16 protein-coding genes and 3 pseudogenes are annotated in these 20,769 nt (G+C 35.3%); 10 read left to right on the forward strand and 9 right to left on the reverse strand.

All coding sequences use genetic code 11. The annotated features are described in order from the left end of the window. Positions 1-80: 80 nt before the first annotated feature. The gene (gene gltX, locus OOL05_RS02265) at positions 81-1,430 is read right to left on the reverse strand and encodes a glutamate--tRNA ligase (RefSeq protein ID WP_264375854.1); all 1,350 of its coding nucleotides are present in this window, start codon (positions 1,428-1,430) and stop codon (positions 81-83) included. A 222-nt stretch (positions 1,431-1,652) separates the two neighbouring features. Between gltX and typA the strand changes: the two genes are divergently transcribed. Both typA and OOL05_RS02275 read left to right on the forward strand, forming a co-directional pair. After that, complete coding sequence (gene typA, locus OOL05_RS02270) at positions 1,653-3,482, forward strand: translational GTPase TypA (RefSeq protein WP_007302691.1); 1,830 nt, start codon at positions 1,653-1,655, stop codon at positions 3,480-3,482. Between the two features lie 333 nt (positions 3,483-3,815). After that, positions 3,816-5,042, forward strand: a complete 1,227-nt coding sequence (locus OOL05_RS02275) for a CCA tRNA nucleotidyltransferase (protein ID WP_264730649.1) — start codon at positions 3,816-3,818, stop codon at positions 5,040-5,042. Here OOL05_RS02275 and OOL05_RS02280 read toward each other — a convergent pair. From OOL05_RS02280 to OOL05_RS02310, 7 genes and pseudogenes are all read right to left on the reverse strand, one after another. After that, positions 5,035-7,311 carry a coiled-coil domain-containing protein gene (locus OOL05_RS02280; protein ID WP_264730651.1) on the reverse strand — a complete coding sequence of 759 codons (2,277 nt, stop codon included), beginning with the start codon at positions 7,309-7,311 and terminating at the stop codon, positions 5,035-5,037. The two genes, OOL05_RS02275 and OOL05_RS02280, sit on opposite strands and share 8 nt — an antisense overlap. A gap of 101 nt (positions 7,312-7,412) precedes the next feature. Continuing rightward, on the reverse strand, positions 7,413-7,946 hold the full coding sequence (locus OOL05_RS02285; RefSeq protein ID WP_264374754.1) for an HK97 family phage prohead protease: 534 nt from the start codon (positions 7,944-7,946) through the stop codon (positions 7,413-7,415). 175 nt (positions 7,947-8,121) lie between these two features. Next, positions 8,122-8,328 (reverse strand): hypothetical protein, encoded by a 207-nt coding sequence (locus OOL05_RS02290; RefSeq protein ID WP_264683336.1) that lies wholly within the window; start codon positions 8,326-8,328, stop codon positions 8,122-8,124. Further along, a complete protein-coding gene (locus OOL05_RS02295; protein WP_264375850.1) occupies positions 8,315-8,443 on the reverse strand; it encodes a hypothetical protein in 129 nt (42 codons plus the stop codon). The genes OOL05_RS02290 and OOL05_RS02295 overlap by 14 nt, the downstream gene beginning before the upstream one ends. A gap of 302 nt (positions 8,444-8,745) precedes the next feature. Continuing rightward, a pseudogene (locus tag OOL05_RS02300) lies at positions 8,746-9,865 on the reverse strand (IS256 family transposase). A 56-nt stretch (positions 9,866-9,921) separates the two neighbouring features. Beyond that, positions 9,922-10,307: pseudogene (gene tnpA / locus OOL05_RS02305) on the reverse strand (IS200/IS605 family transposase). A 58-nt stretch (positions 10,308-10,365) separates the two neighbouring features. Further along, positions 10,366-11,283 carry an Rpn family recombination-promoting nuclease/putative transposase gene (locus OOL05_RS02310; protein WP_264730800.1) on the reverse strand — a complete coding sequence of 306 codons (918 nt, stop codon included), beginning with the start codon at positions 11,281-11,283 and terminating at the stop codon, positions 10,366-10,368. A 456-nt stretch (positions 11,284-11,739) separates the two neighbouring features. On the opposite strand from OOL05_RS02310, the gene ltrA reads away from it, so the two are divergent. The 7 genes and pseudogenes from ltrA (at position 11,740) to OOL05_RS02345 (ending at position 18,334) form a co-directional block, all read left to right on the forward strand. Further along, on the forward strand, positions 11,740-13,083 hold the full coding sequence (gene ltrA, locus OOL05_RS02315; RefSeq protein ID WP_264729829.1) for a group II intron reverse transcriptase/maturase: 1,344 nt from the start codon (positions 11,740-11,742) through the stop codon (positions 13,081-13,083). Positions 13,084-13,403: 320 nt separating this feature from the next. After that, positions 13,404-13,877: a helix-turn-helix domain-containing protein gene (locus OOL05_RS02320; protein WP_264730655.1), complete on the forward strand. Its 474-nt coding sequence runs from the start codon at positions 13,404-13,406 to the stop codon at positions 13,875-13,877. Between the two features lie 73 nt (positions 13,878-13,950). Beyond that, on the forward strand, positions 13,951-14,316 hold the full coding sequence (locus OOL05_RS02325) for a transcriptional regulator (protein ID WP_320109916.1): 366 nt from the start codon (positions 13,951-13,953) through the stop codon (positions 14,314-14,316). 300 nt (positions 14,317-14,616) lie between these two features. Continuing rightward, a pseudogene (locus tag OOL05_RS02330) lies at positions 14,617-15,238 on the forward strand (IS6 family transposase). A 156-nt stretch (positions 15,239-15,394) separates the two neighbouring features. Continuing rightward, positions 15,395-15,628 (forward strand): TomO hydrophobic C-terminal domain-containing protein, encoded by a 234-nt coding sequence (locus tag OOL05_RS02335; protein WP_064085884.1) that lies wholly within the window; start codon positions 15,395-15,397, stop codon positions 15,626-15,628. A 108-nt stretch (positions 15,629-15,736) separates the two neighbouring features. After that, positions 15,737-17,071 carry a dihydroorotase gene (locus OOL05_RS02340; protein ID WP_264730657.1) on the forward strand — a complete coding sequence of 445 codons (1,335 nt, stop codon included), beginning with the start codon at positions 15,737-15,739 and terminating at the stop codon, positions 17,069-17,071. An 84-nt stretch (positions 17,072-17,155) separates the two neighbouring features. Continuing rightward, positions 17,156-18,334: a ribonuclease D gene (locus OOL05_RS02345; protein ID WP_264730659.1), complete on the forward strand. Its 1,179-nt coding sequence runs from the start codon at positions 17,156-17,158 to the stop codon at positions 18,332-18,334. A 283-nt stretch (positions 18,335-18,617) separates the two neighbouring features. On the opposite strand, the gene coaE is transcribed toward OOL05_RS02345, so the two are convergent. Beyond that, positions 18,618-19,196: a dephospho-CoA kinase gene (gene coaE, locus OOL05_RS02350; protein ID WP_264730661.1), complete on the reverse strand. Its 579-nt coding sequence runs from the start codon at positions 19,194-19,196 to the stop codon at positions 18,618-18,620. Positions 19,197-19,330: 134 nt separating this feature from the next. Here coaE and OOL05_RS02355 point away from each other — a divergent pair, with 134 nt between their 5' ends. After that, complete coding sequence (locus tag OOL05_RS02355) at positions 19,331-20,734, forward strand: NAD(P)H-dependent flavin oxidoreductase (protein WP_264730662.1); 1,404 nt, start codon at positions 19,331-19,333, stop codon at positions 20,732-20,734. Positions 20,735-20,769: the final 35 nt, after the last annotated feature.

Below are 20,769 nucleotides of genomic sequence, written 5' to 3' on the forward strand. Positions count from 1 at the left end.
GCTACTTGAATGACAGGAGCAGAAACTGGAATGACAAGAAATCTAATATTTTCACATTTCCTGAACAATGCTTATTGGTGTCATTCAAATACATTCGGTGCATTTAAACCTTTTGTATGATTTTCTTCTAACCTTGCAACAATGCTCTCTCTACCGATAAAAATTAATAATTTAGCGAGTTCTGGACCTGTTTCTGTTCCTGTTAAAGCGAGGCGCAACTGCATAAATAGATCTTTTGCCTTTATATCAACTGTCTGTCGAATATTTTTAACCCACTCTGATAATGTGTTTTCATTACAATCACCTTTAGGCAATGAACTTAGCGCTATTTTTATAAACTCTTTATTAAGAACCACAGGCTCTATACCAAATTTGCATGTTTTCCACCATTTGGCCACCTCAGAAAACTTTTCTATATTACTCCTTATAAAATACCAAAACTCTGAGCCAATTTGACTTAAACGATCTTGCACCATTTCAAATGGCATTTGTTGCAGCACTTTGCTATTTAGCTTATACATTTCACTCAAGCTGAATTGTGCAGATGCTGAGCTAAATTTTTTAATATCAAATGAGTTAATTAAAGACTGCATATCAACATGAGCTTCTATCGGATCAGATGTGCCAAGTTTTGCTAAATAGCTAGTTAGCGCCATTGGCTCAATCTCATCTTCTCTTATGGACTTAATATCCAACCCACCTTTCCGTTTCGATATCTTGCTATCATCAAAATGTAGTAGGGGAAGGTGAGCAAATATAGGAATTTTCGCTTTTAATGCTTTAATAATTTGGATCTGAACTGCGGTATTAGTTACATGATCTTCCCCGCGTACAACATGGGTTACATTAAAGTCAACATCATCAACAACAGAAGGTAACATGTATGTATAAATTCCATCTTCTCTTTTTACCACAGGATCGCTAATGTGAATTGTTGCAATATTTATTTCACCTTTAACTTCATCATTCCATTTTACAATTTCGTTTCTATTCAATTTAAATCTGAAATGTGGTTTTCGTCCTTCTTGCTCATAACGAATTTTCTCTTGCTCAGTTAGAAGCAACGCACCTCTATCGTAAACAGGGGGAAGACCTTGTTTTAATTGAAATTTTCGTTTAGTGTCTAATTCTTCTCTTGTTTCATAACATGCATAAATATGACCTTCTTTCATTAACTGTAAGAACACCTCGTTATAGCTCTCAAAACGCTCTGATTGCTTAAAACTTGAATTCCAATTTATGCCAATCCATTTTAGGTCTTCTATGATATTATCTACATATTTGATATCTGAACGCTCAAGATCAGTATCATCAAAACGTAGTAAAAATTTTCCATTTTGATTACGTGTGTACATCCAACAAATGAGTGCAGTGCGTATGTTTCCTACATGTAGGTAGCCAGTTGGGCTTGGAGCGAATCTTGTTAGCATTTAAATGATTACTTTAGTTTATTTTAATTTTATATAAATGTACTGCTAAAGCAAGATTCTTCTTTGTCTTGGTGTTAGTTGCTACAAAGTACAGCGAACATGAAACCTTTTTGTTAGAGTTCCATGATCTGCCTAAAATACTCTGAAAGCACGGCTTTAGTTATTTACTCTAAATATATTATACGTATACTTGTTATTAAATTAAATTTGAAATGATAAGAAATGAGTGAATTTAAATCAATCCGCAATATTGCAATAATTGCACACGTTGACCACGGAAAAACTACTTTACTTGATAACATGTTAAAACAAAGTGGCACGTTTCGTGAGAATCAAGAAGTTCAAGAACGAGTGATGGATAGTGGTGATCAAGAACGTGAACGTGGGATTACAATACTTGCAAAATGTACGTCAATAATGTGGGGTGATGAGAAAATCAATATCATTGATACACCAGGACATGCGGATTTTGGTGGAGAAGTGGAAAGGGTGCTCTGCATGGCAGATGGTGTATTACTACTGGTTGATGCTGCAGAAGGTCCAATGCCACAGACTAAGTTTGTGTTGTCAAAAGCACTAAAGGCAAATTTAAAACCGATTGTGATAATCAATAAGGTTGATCGACCAGACAGCAGAATTGATGAAGTACTAAATGAAATATATGAGTTATTTTTTAACCTTGATGCAACCAACGAGCAACTAGATTTTCCAGTACTCTATGCTTCAGGTAGAAATGGTTGGTGTGCTAAGGAGCTATCTGATGAAAGAAAAGATTTAAGCCCATTATTTTCAACGGTGATAGATTACATAAAACCTTCCGTTTATGATCAAAATGCACCTTTTGCTATGCTAGTTACTTTACTTGAATCTGATAAATTTCTTGGCAGAATATTGACAGGAAAGATTTACCAAGGAATCGCGCAAGTTAACTCAGATCTTAAGGTAATTGATCTTGATGGTCAAGTGGTTGAGCGAGGGAGATTAACTAAGTTACTCTCATTTTCTGGCTTAAAACGCGTTCCAGTAGAGCAAGCTGTAGCTGGTGATATCATTGCCATTGCAGGACTTGAGAAAGCTTCAGTTTCAGACACTATAGCAGCACCAGAAGTTACAACTGCGATCAGCTCAACTCCAGTTGACCCGCCAACAATGGCGATTACTATAAGCGTTAATGACTCACCTTTTGCTGGGCAAGAGGGAACAAAACTTACCTCAACTGTTATAAAAGATCGTTTATATGCAGAAGCAGAAACAAACGTTGCAATTACTGTAACTTTGGCTCCAAGTGGTGAAGCATTTGAAGTAGGTGGACGTGGTGAGTTGCAGCTTGGGGTACTGATTGAAAATATGAGAAGGGAAGGTTTTGAACTTTCAGTTTCACGGCCTCGAGTGCTGTTTAAAGAAGAAGATGGCAAAAAACTTGAACCTATAGAGGAAGTAGTAATTGATGTAGATGATGAGTATAGTGGAATCATCATGGAAAAACTTAGCTTTCGAAAAGGTGAAGTAACTGATATGAGACCTTCTGGTAGTGGCAGAACTAGGTTGACATTTTTAGTGCCATCAAGGGGATTAATTGGCTATCAAGGAGAATTTTTAACTGATTCTCGCGGCACTGGTATAATCAACCGTTTATTTCACAGTTATGCTCCACATAAAGGTTCAATTTCCGGAAGGCGTAATGGGGTTTTAATTTCAACAGACAAAGGCGAAGCAGTAGCGTATGCAATTTTCAATCTGCAAGATAGGGGAATTATGTTTGTTAAGCCACAAGATAAGGTATATTGTGGTATGATTGTCGGTCAGCATAGTCGTGACAATGATTTAGAAATAAATGTACTTAAAGGTAAGCAATTAACAAACGTAAGAGCTTCAGGTAGCGATGAAGCTATAAAGCTTACTCCACCAAAAATAATGACACTGGAGGATATGATAGCATATATAGACGATGATGAATTGGTAGAAGTAACTCCAAAATCTATACGTTTGCGTAAGAAGTTCCTCGATCCAAATGAACGTAAACGTGCAGGAAGGGCGAAGAATAAAGAGTAATCAACGTTCCTGATAAAAAGCTGGATGAGCTACTCGGATAACACCATCATAAAGGGAACCAGTGTCAGTTACTTGAGCAGGTACTGGGATGACAAGAGAAGGCTACAAAGGTGTCATGCAAGTAGCTCATCCAGCTTTTTTATAATCATCGAAAACATTGTATTTTAACATTACTTTTATACTTATAAGTTTCTAGGCACTGGATTTGTTGTAGACTTACTCTATCACTTTACCCTCTTATTTTACCACTCTCCTGCCTATATATTTTTATATGAGGATTTTTGCAAAAGTTTCGCATTTTTTGTAACATGATTTTCAGTATGTGTAACCTAAATGCAAATTGATCACGAAACTAGTGTAATTATTGAGGCCATAGAGAAATTTGGTGGTGAGGCAAGGCTTGTTGGTGGATGTGTTAGAGATTCAATTTTACAGCGTGACATTCACGACATCGATCTTGCTACTAATCTGCTGCCTAATCAAGCAGTTAAAGCGTTAAAACTCCGTAATATAAAAACTATTCCAACTGGCTTAAAACATGGAACTATTACTGCGATTTTAAATAAAAGATCCTTTGAGATTACAACGCTAAGGCATGATGTAAAGTGTGACGGTAGACATGCGAAGGTAGAATTTACTAATGATTGGCAAGCTGATGCTTCAAGGCGCGACTTTACGTTTAATGCTCTTTATGCAGACAAATATGGCCATATATACGACTACTTTGGTGGCATTCAGGACTTAAAAGCACGAAAGTTAAACTTTATAGGTAACGCTGAAGATAGGATTAAGGAAGACTATCTACGTATTTTAAGAGCGTTTCGTTTTCACGCTAAAATATGCATAGGAGATTTAAGTGATGAAATATTGGATGTGTGCAAAAAGCATTCGCACATGATTCAAAACCTCTCTGGAGAGAGAATAAGAGAAGAAATATTTAAACTCTTGGAATGCAATGATCCTGCTCCAACACTTAAGAGCATGCAAAAATCTGATGTTTTACAAAAAATTATTCCAAAAGAAGTAAAATGCGAAATTTTATCTTCACCACTTCTTATCAACACTAAACCTCCTACAAAACCCTCAGCGTATGGCCATACGCCTTTCCTAGATCCCACAATCGATGCACTAACAAAATTAGCGTTGCTTATTAGGACTGCTGAAGATAGAGTTAGTCTTGGGGAAGAAGTGAGCAAGTTTTTACGTCTTTCAAATAAGCAAAAGAAAAAAATATTATTTTTATTATCAAACAATATCAAAACAGAGCTTTCAGAAAAAGAGCAAAAGAAATACATATCTTTATTTGGTAAGGAATTATATTGTGACTTAATGAAGATTTGTGGTATTGAGTCTGGAATAAATGTTGATGAGTATATTTCATTTGCTAAGATGTTTAACATTCCAAAATTTCCTTTATCTGGTGATGATTTAATAACTATAGGTCATCAACCAGGGAAAAGTTTAGGTAGAAACTTGGAATTGCTACGACAACATTGGGAAGACAGCTCCTACACTTTAACAAAGGAGGAGCTGATACTTTATGCTAAAAGTTTTATCTAGACTTTGCTTCTTGCTTCACACTTACCGGAGTGCTATTAGTGTGACTCATGGAAGGATTAGGTGTTAATTTGTATTTTTCTTTAGCTTTTTTTGTTAATTGGTATTCATTGTTTTCTTCTGAAGTTTGAACGCACATTTTCTGATCTGGAGATAAAAATTTATCTCGTATGCTTGATGCTAGTTGTAATCCTTGAATCTTATCTGAAAAACATTTCATTTCAGCTTCCGTTAACTTCTGCACAACAAATTTTTTGACTGAGTCATTATTGCTATTATTTTTGTGAGCTAAAAATTCCATTAAGGAACTTATTATTGCTTGACTATCTTCTTCATTTAAATATAACCCTTTTGCACACTCTTGAACAAAAATTACCTGTTCGATAGAATGCTTTTTACCAACTTTTTCAACAACTGTGTTAACCTTAGTTTCTATGATCGCTTTTCCAGATTTAACCAAATTCTCTTTCAACAGTGCAAGTAACTTATCACTTTTAAATTTATAACCATTTTGATATGGTAGAGATTGTATAGTTTTCTCAAACACGTTATGGCAAAAGTGTTTTTCTTTAAATTCAGGAAAACCTTTTTTCAACTCCTCATTTTTCTTAGATAAAAAGTTCTTGAGATCCTCATTCCCGCGAAGCTTAGATAAACTCTTTGGAATTATAGAATAAGTAGTTGATTTTGCAATAGATACTGTACTAACTTTATCTACCTCTTTAGTTTTTGCTTGTGCTTTAGTTTTTTCATCAATCCCTTCTAATTTTGTATCAACATTATTTGACTTTTCTTTTAACTCTTGTGGTCCATCTTCAGCTATTGAACTTTCAATCTGTTGATTTTTTAATGTTTCACTAAGTGTTTCTACATTATTTTCAACAGAAGATATTGCGATACTTGTTGCTTTTTCTCGTTCTTGACTCAGATGTTCAACTTGTTTTTGTAACTTTTTATTCTCTCTTTGTGAAGGCTCTAATTTTTTCTCTAAATCGGTCTTTTGTTTTTCTATTTCAGCACTATTTTTTTCTAATATCTGTAATTTTTCTTTCAATTCTTTAACTCCACCTTCTAAGTCTTTTTTCTCTTTTTCAATGGTATTTAGATTAGTCTTTTCTTTCTCTAATTGTTGTTTAAGATTCTCTACTTCAGCATCTTTTTCCTTAGCTTGTTCTTTCAATTCATTAATTTCACTTTCTAAATCTTGTTTCTTTTTTTCAATGGTATTTAGATTAGTCTTTTCTTGCTCTAATTGTTGCTGAGCACTTTCCAATTTTTTTCTAAATTCAGCATCTTTTTTCTTAGCTTGCTCTAATTCTGCTTTTTTTTGTTCATTTAATTGCTTTATTTTAGTATCAAATTCGTTTTTTAACTTACTAACTTCATTCTCAAGTTCTGTTTTTTGCACTCGTAGGTTTTCATTCTCTTTCTTCACAGTTTCATTTATATCTTTATTTTCATGAAATGACTTTATTAAATCCTCTTGCTCTTTTATTCTTTTCTCTAGATCAGATATAACTTGCTTTTGTTCGTTATTTTTAGTCTCCATTTCCTTTTTCTCTTGTTCTAATACTTCATTTAATTGCGTTAATCTACCTATTTCCCCATCTTTTTCTTCTAACCTTACTGAGAGCATTTCTATTTTATTTGCAAATTCTTTACTGCGCTCAGTTAATTCTTTCTGCAAACGTAATATCTCTTCAGACTTTTTCTTCAACTGTACTAAAAATTCTTCTCCTCTTTTTCGTGCAACTTTTGCTAATTCTTTATAACTCTCTTTAAGTTTTTTAATTAAGGAGTTTAATTGTTCTTTTTCCTCTTTTAAAAAATCACTCTCTAATTGTAAATTTTCAATATACTCTGCTTGATTATTATAGAGCCCAATGAACACCTCTAGTGCCTGACTTACACCTTCCAGTTGCTCCTTTAATTTTTCATTCTTATCCTCTGTCTCAACAAATTCAGTCTGAATTTCTGTATCTTTAAATGTAGTTTTACCTTCACTAATTATTTTACTTTGGACCTCTTGTGCTACAACTTCAGAAATTTGAACACTTTGATCTACTACTTCGGGAGCATCAGTTTGAACTCCATTATTCACAATAACTTTATTGTGGTGTAGGATATTCTTTGCCCATTGATTCCATCTCCCTGGCAATATTCGTCCGATTGTTTTTAGATATAGCCAAGCAAGCACAGTGGATAAGCTGTATTTTTTTTCCTTTTGTTTAATACTAGGTTCGTAATTAACCTTATTGTTAGCATTTAGCATAAAATTACCTAATTTTTAAAGTATTGAAGTTATATATATTAATATAATTATTAAATAAATAATAATATAAATGTTAAATTGTGTGAAAATTTTTATAGATTTTAAGTAGAAATACACATGTTCGTAAGCACAGAATTTGCTTTTTCTATTGCTCTTGCTAACATTTCTTGTTCATTGTAATGATTCTTCACATTGATTACCTGAGCTGACAAATTTGCAGGGAAAGTGACTAAACTAACTTCCCATAGCTCCACTTGTTTTAACACTCGAGCTCCGCTTTCATGATCAACATCATACTCTATTGGTATATAGCCAATCGAAAGCCCGTTAATAGTTCCAGTTTTGAGCATTAAATATGCTTCCTCTGCTTTTTGAATACCAAAAAGCAAATGTGCAGTTATATATAGGCCAACATCATTTTCGCAAATATCCGTAATATTACCTATAGGCTCGCTCGGATTGTGCTGCCAAAGAAGTTTTATCTGACTTTTATTTAAGTTATTCTTAAATGCTCCTGGTAATATCAGATCATTTTGCTTATCAACTATATTAAAAACGCTCGCATAGCCAGAAAATACTCCGTTTTCTTCTATGCTTTTTATTGACAATGGTGAATAGAGAAATTTCTTATTCATAAGTCCTCCTTGTAAATTATGGTATTGGGTTTGCCAGCGCTCTGAGCCAGCTTAAAATGTTGTATAGATTGTTTTCCTATATCTCAGGATGAGTATAAGGCACTGCAATATAATTCTATTGTATGCAGTGCTTTGAAAATGGGGAAGTACTTTTTTAGTTATAAAATTTGTCATTTTATATATATAAGGGTAGGGTTTGTTGCACATTGGGTTGTTCAACAGCAGCGTTTTCTAGATTTGTAGAAACAGCTTCGTTTGTAGGAGTAATTATTTTTCCTAGAAGGAAGCCAAATCCCAAAGAAACAGCTGCTATAAAACCATTCATTAATGACTCTGTCCATGTTTCTCCCTCGTATTCTTGATAGATTTTAGAATATATCATTATTGGCTTCATTCGGGTTTAAATTTCTTTCCAACTCTTCTGATGTTTTCTCCTCAGCATCTTGGGATTTTGTTGATGAACTTTTCTGTAAGTTTTCTAATTCTTGTGTGTCCATCAACACCTCACTATTAAAGCTTAAGTACAAATCATACAGCACTATAATTGTTTAGTCAAGGTAAATACTAGTATATTAAGTAAATATTTACTATATTAATATGATTGCTTAAATTCACAGCTAATTGTTTGGGGGAATAAAAAGATTGTGTTTTGTAGGTGATTTGCGTAGCGGAAGGTGTTACCCCAGTTTTACAACACTGGGATAACGGTAAAAGTAGCTATATGCTCTGTCCTTGAATATTTTGTTGTTCAGTGGTAGCATTTTCGGGAGTGTTAAATAAACTGTGTCAAATCGCATTTTTAGTTCAACTCGATTTTTAACCTACCAGGAAAAAAGATATCAAGTTGAGAGATAGTTAAAGCCCAATCATGTATAGGCATAGTCCATTTCTCTCCTGCCTTCTTTATAGCACAATATACCTGTTTATGCAAGGCATTTGTGCTGGTAAATGAGCCCTTAGTTTTAGTAAATTTTCTGATCTGTCTATGTAACCCTTCAATAGGATTTGTGGTATAAATTAACTTTCTTACAGGGCCGGAATATTTAAAATAACTAGACAGATTTTCCCAATTATTCTCCCAAAACTAAAGTATATTTTTCTCCCCATTTTTCCTCCAGTTCAAGTAAATAATTCTCGGCTATTTCTCTACTTGATATGTTTTTTTCAAATCATTCATGAAAACTTTTGCTCGATACATATTTCAGTGAATTTCTTATCTGATGTACTATACATTTCTGCTTTAGGAAATACGCTATTTATAGCTGTAGGAAAGCTTTTTAACACAAGCTATCAGAATATCATCTACTCCTCTCTCCTTTAGGTCATTTAGTACTCCCAACCAGAACTTCACTTTCAGCCAAATAAAAACCCAAAACTTCTTTTCTGCCATTTTGCTAATATGTTATACATACATTTGCTTACACAATGCCCGTCCTCCTTGACCTTAAAAAACCATGAACACTATTGGATATACAGATTGCAGCGGACGACTGCGCCATTCGTTGATTACCGGTAACAATTTGTCAGTAATACTTGATATCTCTGCTGCAGATATTTTATATTTCTTCTACATGCGATGCTATATCCCATGCCACTGGCATATGTACTTAAAACCTTTGCTTCAAGTTCGGTTGTTTGCCTTTTTCTGACTACTTGTAGCTCGAAACTTCCTTCTCTATCTCTTGGTGTCAATAGTTCAAATACTTGTCCGTAAAGTCTTTGAATTTCTTCGGTTGTTTTCTTCGCTTTCAGCCGACAAATGGTTTTCTATCTCGCCTTCCCTCTAGCAGTTTTTTTATAAATGGTGTTAATGCTCCATCTCTTCCTATCAATGGTCTTCCTTCTCGTATAGATGATAAGATATTTGTTTCTAATTCTTTATAGTCTACCAAACCGGTAGTTGTGTTTGCTTGACTCATTGTCAAACCTCCATTTTTTTATCAATTTATTACTTTACTTCTCGGTTTGACACAGTTTATTTAACACTCCCGCCTTCCTGGATAGATATGTACTCTTGTATAACCTCGTCTGTCAGAACTTACGGCTCAATATCCACGTGCCCAAAGGTGCCTGCCCCAAACTTAGACTTGCAAAATCTTGCATCAGCAACCTTGAACTTGTTCCTTTCAAAAGTTGTACAATTTTACTAACACTTTGCTGTGGTTTATATGATATAAACATATGAATATGATCTACTGCAACTTTGCCTGAGATAATTTGGATCTCATTTTCCATAGTAACCTGCCTTAACAGCTCCCTAACTCTAACAGCAATTTGGCCTATTAGCACCCTTTTGCGATATCATACCAAGTGTACTTTCATATCGTACTTAGAGTGTGCATTATACCCATAACGTCGCATACGCGACTATTGTAACTTGCCCTTCGCCTCAAGGCGGGACAATCCCCGAAGGGGGACACTAAAAAATTTCTTCCTTAAGTTGTGTAATGTCAGCTTGAGGAAGACCAGTAGATTCAGCTATTAAGTCAATAGATACACCAGCTTCAAGTAAATTTTTTGCCACTGCTATTTTAGCCTGTTTTTCGCCCTCTTCCCTACCTTCCGCTTTACCTTTTTTATGGCCGATTTGGATGCCTTTTTGAGTAGCATCATCGAGTTTTTGTTCCAAGATAGCAGCTTCTTTTTGTAAATCCATTACCCTTTCTTCATAAGCTACTAAGTCCTTTTCATTCCAGTGAAACTTATCTAACTCATCATATGCTAGCTTTATTATTGGTGATTTTTCTGCTATTTTTCTTAAATCTTCATCCGTAGTTTCTTCTGCATATTTAAAGAAAAATAGCCAACGATCTACTACATTTTCTAGCTGCTCTTCTCTACTCTTAGGAAACTTTGGTAACTCAATGAAAATAAATTGAAAATCTTTTAAGTCATGCTCGTTAGTTTTTTCATCTCTTATGGTATGGCTAGATATATAATCAAGCTTATCAGGAAATAAATTACAGTTAGAAATAGCAATAAAGAAAACCTTCTTTAAATCAATGTACTTACCACCTTTATCAGCCTGCCTTGAGTAAGCCTTAGCAGCATATAATTGAGCCCGTTTTTCGAAGCCTTTATCACGAGCGAGTTGCATCTCAATCACGTATCTGGCCCCAGTAGAATCTCTGCACAGAACATCGACAATACTCTGCTTATCAGAGGCAATTTCAGGGTCCATAATGGTGCTAAGGAATTCAACTTCTTGTATAGTATTTATTTCAGTAAACCCCAAAATATCATTCAAAAAGTGGATAAGGATATTCTTATTTTTTTCAGTACCAAGTGCGTCCAGAGAAGGTGAGTATTGTTCAGTAGGAGATAGACCTACCAGGATAAAAGTCGGAATCCTGTAGCTTGGGTAGCAGCATGGAGGGAAACCAAAATGTTGAAGCCTACCGACAACATTATCGTAGGATAATGGCGAATTACCAGGCCGTAGCGAAAGCGAATACACAGATTGCCTCGAAAGAAATATTCTGAAGGTCGAGCCATCTTGGTACTGGCGAAGACAGGATAGACCAGACGAAAAACGGATGAAACGATTGGTCTACTTCAGCGGGGTGTTAGTAACGGCATGGCAATGAGGACATACAAAGCAACTGGAGAAGCCCTCCTCATCCCAAGGAGAAATACCTTGGAGAGATAGGTTCTATAACTGGAAAACAGGAAGTGAACCGAAGATGAGAGGGTGGCGGATGGGTGCGTAGTAGTGAAGAAGTGAGGTAACGCTCATGGAGCAAAGGCACCCTGCTAGTAGAAATCTTTTAACAAAAGGAAGGTAAAGGTAAAAATGATAAAAATGCCAATAAAATTACAAGACCTGAGAAGAAAGATATATATCAAAGCGAAAGCAGAACCGGAATGGCGATTCTGGGGAATCTATGTTCACGTCTGCAAGATGGAGACACTGGAAGAAGCATATAAGCTAACAAAGAAGAGTAATGGGGCACCAGGAATAGATGGGATGACATTCGAATCGATAGAGGCAGAAGGCTTAGAGAAGTATCTTCAACAAATAAGACACGGACTAATAACCAAGACCTATAGCCCAAGTAGGAACCGGCAGAAGGAAATACCAAAATCTGGAGGAAAATTCAGAAAGTTGAACATACCCTGCATCCGGGATAGAATAGTGCAAACAGCACTGAAGCTAATACTTGAACCGATATTCGAATCAGACTTCCAAAAAGGATCATACGGGTATAGACCTAAGCGTAATGCGCATGAAGCAGTACAAAAAGTAACGGAAGCAGCAATCAAAGGCAATACAAAAGTAATTGACGTAGATCTGAAATCCTACTTCGACAATGTGCGACATCATATTCTGATGGAAAAGATTGCCAAAAGAATAAATGACAAAGAAATCATGCACATGGTTAAGCTAATCCTCAAAACAGGAGGAAAACGAGGAATAGCACAAGGATCACCACTTTCGCCACTACTAAGCAATATATACCTAAATGAGGTAGATAAAATGTTGGAGAAAGCAAAAGGTGTGACCAAAGAAGGAAAGTACCAACGTATGGAATATGCCAGATGGGCAGACGATTTAGTGATACTGATCAGAGAATACCCGAAACGGGAATGGCTAGAAAGAGCAGTATACAGAAGGTTGGAAGAAGAATTAGCAAAACTAGAAGTGAGCGTAAATGAAGAAAAGACAAAAGTCATCGACCTAAAGAAAGGAGAAACATTTAGCTTCCTAGGGTTTGATTTTCAAGAGAATATCACAAGACAAGGAAAGTGGAATGTCAGGAAAACACCGCAGATGAAAGCACGAACAAACCTGCTACGCAAGTTGAAGGAAATATTTCGGCGCCATAAATCGCAACCGATAAAAAGAGTGATAAATGACATCAATCCGATATTGAGAGGGTGGGTAAACTACTTTAGGATAGGGAACTCTGGTCGAAAGTTCAATTACGTAAAACATTGGGTGGAAAAGAAGGTAAGACGCAACTTAATGCGAGCCAGGAAAGCAAAGAAAGGGTTTGGGTGGAAGAAGTGGAGTAGCGAATGGATATACAAAACGCTGGGTCTATATTCAGATTACAGAATAAGGTATTACAGACCGAAAGCATCACCAACACAATATGTGATAAACTTTGGTAAAGAACTTGCTAGGAAAGCGTAGTGCGGGAAAACCGCATGCTGCGTTTGACGAGGCGGGAGCTGGAAACGTTAACATGGGAATTTGGATTGAGGCCCACAGTGAAAACGACGGAATAGCCACTAAACCCTAAAGAAGGCGCGCCAGTTCTCGACCCTACAAATTTTCTTAAATGTTAAATCAAGCTTAGGATCTAAAAATCTTGAGAGAGCCATAGAAAATCCACTTAAAAAGCATTAATAATTATACACAATTGTGAAGAAATATTCAACTAAAATTCAAACATAGAAAGAAGCATCCCTTTTGTATATCTTTATTTGGTAGTATTAACCTGTATAATATTTATGATAAACATCTCGATAAGGTACCAGATAGCACAAAAAGTAAGGAGCTGGGGGTTAAAACAAAAATATACCCTGAAAAACTTAGCAGAAAAGGCAGGCATAAACTATCATACACTGCTAAGATATGAGCAAGGAACATGTGGCATTCCAACTGAAAAGCTAAAAGTTATAGCAGAGGTGTTATCAATTCCTATTAGAAATCTCTTTCCTGGGCGAAAAGTACTAAAAGAAAGCAGTTGTTTTGACAAAGCTAAGATCCAGGAAATGTATAATTTCATAGAAAAATACAAAAGAATAGAAGGACGCAAAGCAATTTATGCATTAACCAAATCTATCCGAACTGAGGAAGAAAGTAATATAAAAGCAGCAAGAATAAAAATTGCAAAGGATCTAGTTAAGGTAGGGCTTGATACTGAGATTATCTATCAAGCAACAGGCTTATCAACCGAAGAATATGCTGATAAAGAGAGATAAGAGCCAAACAGAGGACAAGAGATAAAAAAGTGGAAGAGGCTATACGCAAGAAGAATTAGCAAAAAAGCTTAATATAGGACCTTCACAGATACATCACTACGAGCAAGGGAGTGTTACGATTTTAAGTGAAAGGTTATGGGAAATAGCAAGAGAATTATCAGTGGATGTTGAAGATTTGATAAAGGAATATAAAGAAAATGATTGCAAAGATGGTGAAGCAGAAAATGAATTATTAAGTTGGGCAAGAGAATATAGAAAAATTGATAATCAAGAATCACTAGATGAACTGAATATATGGGTAGAATTTTTATTGCAAAGAAAGCAAATTTACAAAGAGAAGATTGATAAAGTAGAGGAAATGAAAGTTGCAAATAATTTACTCAAGTTAGGTTTTTCTACTGATGTTATTTCTAAAATAGTAACAACTTCTTTTACATAAAGAATTAATTTTCAATTAGATAAAATAAGCATCTGTTAATATCTTAATTTCTTGATGAAAAAATAAGTAAAAAAGATTGAAAAATTGATTTGACTTCACTCGAAAGCTATAGCTTTATGCCAATGCTGATAAAAAACAGCAGTAAATAATTAAAAACAATTTGTTATTAACGAGGAGTATATTTTATGAATAATGGTAAAAAACTTACAGAAGAAATTGAGAGAGTACTACAAAGGGTTCTGTCGCATTTGTAGGGAAGTAGAAAGAAGAATGATATAATTGTCTAAAAAAAAAGCAAAGATGTTTCGTATCAATCAAAAATTGTTGCCATATTTCAAAGGATTTAGCTTTTCAGTGGATGTTATCTGTATACATGAAATGTCGATTCTCTTTGAGCTATCGAGATTTGGAAGAAATGATGAGTATAAGGGGAGCAAAATGCTACGTTACAAAGGTGGGTTATCACCACTGATAGATGAGGCAGTAAGGAAAAGAAAGAAGCAGGTTGGTAGTAGTTGGAGAGACTTACATTAAATTAAACGGTAAATGGGTTTATTTATATACTGTAGACTTGTGTGTTAGTAGAGACAAGTCTGCAGCACTTGCATTCTTTCGTAAAGCCTTCAGGAGTAACTATCTTCCTGAGAAAATTGTAATTGATAAAAGCGGCAGTAATACTGCTGCTCTTGATGATTTGAATGCAGAAATTTCTGAAGATTACAGTTCTTCAAATAAAATATCTAAATAATATTGTTGATAGATTTATCAAAAAACTAATAAAGCCAATGCTTGGGTTTAAAAGCTTCCATTCCGCAAAGATTACCATCACAGGCATAGAAAATATTCGTATGATTCAAAAAAGACAAATTATTAAAATAATGTTTCTACTTTTGAGAATTTTGCTATGTTAATGGCTTCATAACTCCTATAATCCCACCTTTAATGATCTTCTTTCCTGTGGTTTATAGATGCGACAGAACCGGAAGGGCAGCTGAATGATACAAGGCAAGGTCTAACTGATGAAGTAACTCAACAGAAACAATCTGAAAGCAAGGATGAAGAGCTAAATGAAAAATTCTTGAAAGCAAAAATTTATAGTAAAAGGCAAGGTAATTATGCTTCTGTTTCTTTTGTATTATCTGGAGCATTTGCTGTTGGTACAAGTCTAACAATGGTTCATTTAGCAATGTGTGTTTCGCTTGCTGTAGCTGCATTAACTTTTCTTGCAGTAGGATGTTACTGTTCTTATAACGCAAATACCGCACTTAATAACGTTGAAATCGAAAATGGTAGTTATAGAATAGCTGCTTGAGTATTAATTTAAATATTCTTTATTGCTAGTTTTATATCATCACTTTAATTTGGTTGTGTTTTACTAAAGAAAACTTTAGATTTATTTTATAATCGATATTCAAATATAATGACACAAACTTGGAGTTTATTGCAGGCAGGACAAAAGGAAGGCTATAAAATTGCGTATACCAATGCTCGTGTTATCGATCCCGAAACTAAGCTTGATATAAAAGGTTCATTATTGACTGAAGGGGATAAAATTGTTGACTTTGGTGAATCATTATTTTCAAATGGAGTTCCAAATGGGGTTGATGAAACAATAGACTGTAAAGGGCTTGTTCTAATGCCAGGTCTTATTGACATTCACGTACATTTTCGTGAACCAGGTCAAGAGCATAAAGAAACTATACATACAGGCAGCAAATCTGCGTCTGCAGGAGGCGTTACAACTGTAGTTTGTCAGCCAAACACTGTTCCAGCAATTGATAGTGTTGTCTTGGCTAAATATTTGAAATATAGAGCACTTGAAACTTCACATGTGAATGTTGAATTTTACGCCAAAATTACCACTTCGGAAGAAAAATTAACTGAAATGGCGCTTTTAAAGGAAGCAGGTGCGGTTGGGTTCACCGATGATGGTATGCCAGTTATGAATCCAATGATTATGAGACAGGCACTGCTTTATTCAAGTATGCTTGGTGTTCCTATTGCTCAACATGCAGAAGATTTAAATCTATCTGCTGATGGCGCAATTAATGAGGGTAAGATTTCTGAAGAATTGGGAGTAAAGGGGATCTTGAGTGCATCAGAATCGGTTATGGTAACTCGTGATATACTACTAATGAAGGACATAAAAAATGTACACTACCATATTTTACATGTCTCTTCAAAAGATTCACTTGATGCTATTAAACGAGCAAAAGATTTGGGGTTAAATGTTACATGTGAAGTAACTCCTCATCACTTTACTTTAACTGAAGATATAGTAAAGCAACATGGAGCAATCGCAAAAATGAACCCGCCACTGCGTACAGAGGAAGATCGTTTAGCTATGATTGAAGGTTTAAAGACAGGTGTGATTGATTGTATTGCAACCGATCATGCTCCGCATGATCTTAGTTCTAAAGATTTGCCACTTGAAAATGCTGCATTTGGTATTGTTGGCCTTGAAACAATGCTGCCCATTTCACTTGAACTATATCACAGTGGACAAATGGGTCTACTTGATGTGCTTGCAAAATTGACATATAAGCCTGCAGATATCATACATGTGTCACGTGGCCGCATACAGAAAAACCTTGCAGCGGACTTAATTTTAGTTGATTTGGATCATGAATGGAAAATTAAAGTTGACAACTTTGCTAGTAAATCAAAGAATTCGCCTTTCGGTGGACGCAAAGTGAAAGGGCACGTAGTACGTACCGTTGTGTCTGGCAAAACTGTATATTTACAGAAGAGTTAGTTATTATACAATTGTGCTCTCAATTTCAATCAATTGTAAAGATTTAATATAAGTGGTAAAATATAGCCACTGAATAAAAAATATATGCTAATTAGTACGACATCGGAACTGGAAAATGCATGTAAAGAATTGATGGAAAAAGATCCAAAATTTATAGCAATTGACACGGAGTTCATTAGAAATAATTTAACCTACTACCCAAAATTATCGTTAATTCAAATTTCTTACGGAGAGAAGAGTTTTATTGTAGATGCATTAGTGCCAGAAATTGATTTATCATTCATTAAGAAAATGATGCTAAATCAGGGAATAATCAAAGTGTTTCATAGCTGCCGGCAGGATATAGAATCCTTACTCACTGTGTTTAAATGTGTTCCCACTCCTATTTTTGATACCCAAGTTGCTGCTATGTTTTGCCATTATTATCATGACTTTATTGGTTATTCAAAAGTAGTAGAGCAATATCAAGGAATAGCACTGGATAAAATTAAAGCTAAAAATTCAGACTGGTTAAGGCGTCCATTGTCTGAGGATCAACTAGACTATGCAATAAACGACGTGGTATATCTATATGATCTATACCAAATATTGTGCAATAAACTTGAAGAAAGTAATAGGATGAGTTGGTTTCAAGAAGAGATGGAATTATTGGTTGATATAAATAAGTATTTGCATAGTCCAAAAGATGCATGGAGGAGGATTAAATTTAACTATGAAGCAAATCCGAGGCTAATGTTAGTTATTAAAGCAGTGAGTGAGTGGCAAGAGACTTTAGCACAACGCTATAACATCAATCGTAATAAAGTAATTAATAATGCTGTAATAATTGGTCTTATTGAAAAAAATGTGGAGCGTATTGACGAGGTTTTAGATGATCTTGAGAGGAACACAAAAAATATAAAAGAGGAAGATTTATTAGAATTTATGAATATTTTCAATGAGAATGAGAAGGAGTTTGTGCAGCAAAATTATACTCTGTCAGATAATTATGATAAATCTGTATTTGATATACTCTCGATTATTTTAGAGAGCAAATGTAAGGAAAATAACATATCAAGAAAGTTAGTTTCATCAAAAGATGAGTTAGCTGGTTCAATATCTGGGCAGATAGATAAACTATTCAAGGGGTGGAGATATGATTTTTTCGGTAAGTCAGTTGAATCATTTTTGAACGCAGGCTCAAGGTTTGAGATTTTAATGGTAAAATCTGCTGATAGTACAGCTAAAATTCGGAGTAATCTGGTGGAGAATAACTGTTGCTAAAGTAACTTAGATTTATCGACAATCGTCATCCCGCTACGTGTTAGTGGCTAAGAGATACCGCGGCGGTATGACGGTTAAGTAGGGTGTCATCCCAAGTGCCCAGACACTGGGATCCAGGAAAATTGATTGTAAACGAGCAAACATTTTCGATAAAATTACCAAAAAGCTAGATCCCAGTGTCAAGCACTGGGATGACAGGAGAGGGAGGCTACTGGGATGACAGCTACCCTGATAACCGTCATCCCGCTGCTTGTTAGCGGCCAAGTGACGGTATGACGTAAAGCTACGTGTTTAGGTTTAATGAATCCACTATTTTTTTCACTTGAGAAAAAACATTTGCGCTGGTATCGATGATGAAATCACTCATTTGCCTTTTTTCTTCAATAGGTAGCTGAATACTGGACATTAGATTCAGCTTTTCTTTATCCATATTACGCTCACTGAGCCTTTGAGCTTGTACAGTGCTATCTGCATGGATAAAAACAATAAAATCGCAATATAAACGGAATCTTGTTTCCAGCAAGAGTGGAATGTCTAGAACTAGATATTTTCTATCATTTTTTTTCTCCTGAGCAATAAAAATTTCTAATTCATTTCGCACAACGGAATGCACTAAAGATTGGAATTGTTTCCAATTTTCATCATAGGCTAAAAAATATTCAGACAATACTGCTCTGTCTATTTTACCATTTACTACCACCCCAGGAAATTTTTCTTCTGCATAACTTATTATGTTTTTGTCCACTTTATAAAGCTGGTGCACGACAGAGTCGGCATCAAACAAAGCGGCACCAAATTCTTTAAAGCAATTGGCTACAAAGCTCTTTCCAACTGCAATCCCACCTGTTAAACCTATGATCATATAGCAAATTTCTTATAAAACTATATTTATAGCATCTCCTATGCCTATTTAAAACTGAATGCATAGGTATAAAAAGAAAAGCTATTATTTTTTTAGTAATTAAGTAAAATAGAGTGAAAGATTAAGAGGAAATTTTGAAAGATAAGATAAAAAAGATAGTGATTTCAGGGAAAGAAGTGTGGCCAATCATTGAGGGCGGTAAAGGTATTGCAATCAGTGATGGAGGATCAAGTGGGGCATTTGCTGCAGCGGATGCTGTTGGTACGTTTTCTGGTGCAAATGCTAAACTTATCGATGGCAATGGCGAGCTGGTACCACTAATTTATAAAGGTAAAACAAGAAATGAAAAGCACGAAGAATTAATTAAATATAGCATTGAGGCTGGAGTTAGTCAAGTAAAAATAGCAAATGAAATATCAAAAGGCCATGGGAGAGTACATATGAATGTGCTTTGGGAAATGGGGGCAGCAGAACATGTACTTCATGGTATATTAGAAAAAGCAAAAGGCTTAGTTCATGGCATCACTTGCGGTGCTGGTATGCCTTACAGACTCGGAGAAATTGCAGCTAAATATCAAGTTTATTATTACCCTATTATCTCATCAGCACGCGCTTTTAAAGCGTTATGGAAACGTGCTTACCAAAAAATATCTTCTTTTTTACTTGGTGGAGTAGTATACGAGGATCCGTGGCTTGCTGGTGGTCACAATGGACTAAGTAATAGTGAAGATCCGGAATTACTACAGGCTCCATTTGAAAGAGTTGCAGAGCTTAGATCTTTCATGAACGAAGTTGGTCTTGCTGAAACGCCAATTGTTATGGCAGGGGGAGTGTGGCATTTGAAGGATTGGGAACATTGGTTTGACAATTTACAAATCGGACCAATAGCTTTTCAGCTTGGTACTCGTCCACTTTTAACAAAAGAAAGCCCGATTTCTACAGAGTGGAAAAAGAAGTTACTTACTTTAGAAGAAGGTGATGTATTTTTAAACAAATTTAGTCCAACAGGGTTTTACTCATCTGCAGTAAGAAATAACTTCATACGTGAGCTACAGGAGAGGAATTCACGTCAAATAAAATTTTCGGAAAGTGCAAGCGGAGAGTTTAACAATGAATTTGCAATGGGCAGCAGAGGTAGAAAGATTTACCTTACTGCACAAGACAAAGAACTGGCAGATAAGTGGACTCAGGAAGGTTATACAGAGGCAATGAAAACTCCAGATACAACTGTTATTTTTGTGACACCAAGCAAATTTGCGGAGATAAGACAAGATCAAATTAATTGCATGGGATGTTTGAGCCATTGTCTGTTTAGCAATTGGAAAGATCATGGTGACCATTCAACAGGGCGAAAGCCAGATCCACGGAGTTTCTGTATACAAAAGACACTGCAAAACATTGTACATGACGGCAATGTTGAAAATGAACTCATGTTTTCTGGACACAATGTTTACAGATTTAAGCAAGACCCATTTTATGAGAATGGCTACGTACCGACAGTAAAAGAATTGGTGGAAAGGATATTAACTGGGTATTAGGGTATGGTTGAATTGACAAGAAAACGTTACTCTGT

The organism is Wolbachia endosymbiont (group B) of Episyrphus balteatus (genome assembly GCF_947250575.1).
Lineage (GTDB): Bacteria > Pseudomonadota > Alphaproteobacteria > Rickettsiales > Anaplasmataceae > Wolbachia.